The 1,467-nt window shown below is 44.2% G+C and carries 1 protein-coding gene; it reads right to left on the reverse strand.

Translation table 11 applies throughout. The features are described 5' to 3' along the window. The coding region (locus tag OEU88_RS17575) for a non-ribosomal peptide synthetase (RefSeq protein ID WP_262696515.1) at window positions 1–1,467 on the reverse strand (1,467 nt) is incomplete at both ends.

Genomic DNA, 1,467 nt, shown 5'->3' on the forward strand with positions numbered 1-1,467 from the left:
ACATAAGAACCTTCCGCAACAATGTAAGCAACTAGCTGTTTATCGCTACTGTCAGCTTGACCTTCTCGCGCAACAACAACTACATCACTAACGTCAGAAACATCTAAAAGTGACGCTTCAATCTCGCCAAGCTCAATTCTAAAACCACGAACCTTAACTTGATGGTCGACCCGACCTATAAACTCAAGGTTCCCATCCGGCAGATAGCGCACCAGATCACCCGTCCGGTATAAACGAGAGCCCGTATCATTACTGAATGGGTTTGATATAAAGCGCTCCGCAGTAAGCTCGGGGCGGTTCAAATAACCCCGCGCCAAACCTGCTCCACCTATATATAACTCACCAACAGCACCTATCGGCAAAACCGATAAATTATCCGATAATACATAAAGCTGTGTATTCGATATGGGACGGCCTATTGGAACCGTGGAATGATCCGACAAACTAGACAGTGAAGGAACTTTGTAACAACAGGAAAAAGTTGTCGCCTCGGTAGGCCCATAGATATGAGTGAGATCAATAGTCCCCAACTTCGACAAAGCAGCCTGAAAATGCTGAATCGAAACAAGTTCTCCTCCCGTGTATATTTGCTTAACACCTTCAAAAGCGAGGAAATCATTGTCTACTAAAGTGTTAAATAAAACCGTTGTCAAAAAGCAAGTAGTAACTTTTTGTTCTTGAATAATCTCAGTAACTCTACCCAATTCAGGCAATAAAATGCATAGTCCACCATGTACCAAAGCCCCCCAAACTTCAAATGTCATAGCATCAAATGATATAGAAGAAGCTTGCAGGATTCTGCTATTTGAATTGAGCTGCACATATTCCACACCCAACAACAATCGACCAACACTTTTATGTTCGACACATACACCTTTGGGCTTTCCTGTAGAGCCTGAGGTATAGATCACATAAGCGAGGTGGTCGGAGCATATCCCCAAAGCCGAAGTATCAGGGTTAGTCTCAGGGTAAAATGACAACGCCTCAAGCTGCTCTGGCTCATCGAGAAGCACCAGCTCAGGGCGATCCTGACAACGCTCATCAAACAATGATAGATCAGTCGCTATAGAAGCCTGACCAATAACTATGTGAGCTTGTGTATCATCAAGCATAAACCGAAGGCGGTCCTCCGGATAATCAGGATCCAGCGGAACATAAGCACCACCAGCCTTAAGTATTCCCATAATACCGACAACCATCTCAAGAGAGCGGTCAAGGCAAAGACCCACTAGACTATCTGGCTTAACTCCCTGCTCAATCAGGTAATGTGCAAGCTGATTACTCCGCTTGTTTAACTCAGCATAACTAAGTTCACTACCCTCATAAACGACAGCAATGTTATCTGGAGTGCGGCTGGCTTGCTCTTCAAATAAAGTATGCAAACACTTGTCTGATGCATAAGCCGCAGATGTATCATTCCATTCAATAAGTAAGCGGTCACGCTCCAGAGAAGATAATAATGGTAAA

Origin of the sequence: Kordiimonas aquimaris (genome assembly GCF_025574485.1) — a bacterium.
Taxonomy (GTDB): Bacteria; Pseudomonadota; Alphaproteobacteria; order Sphingomonadales; family Kordiimonadaceae; genus Kordiimonas; species Kordiimonas aquimaris.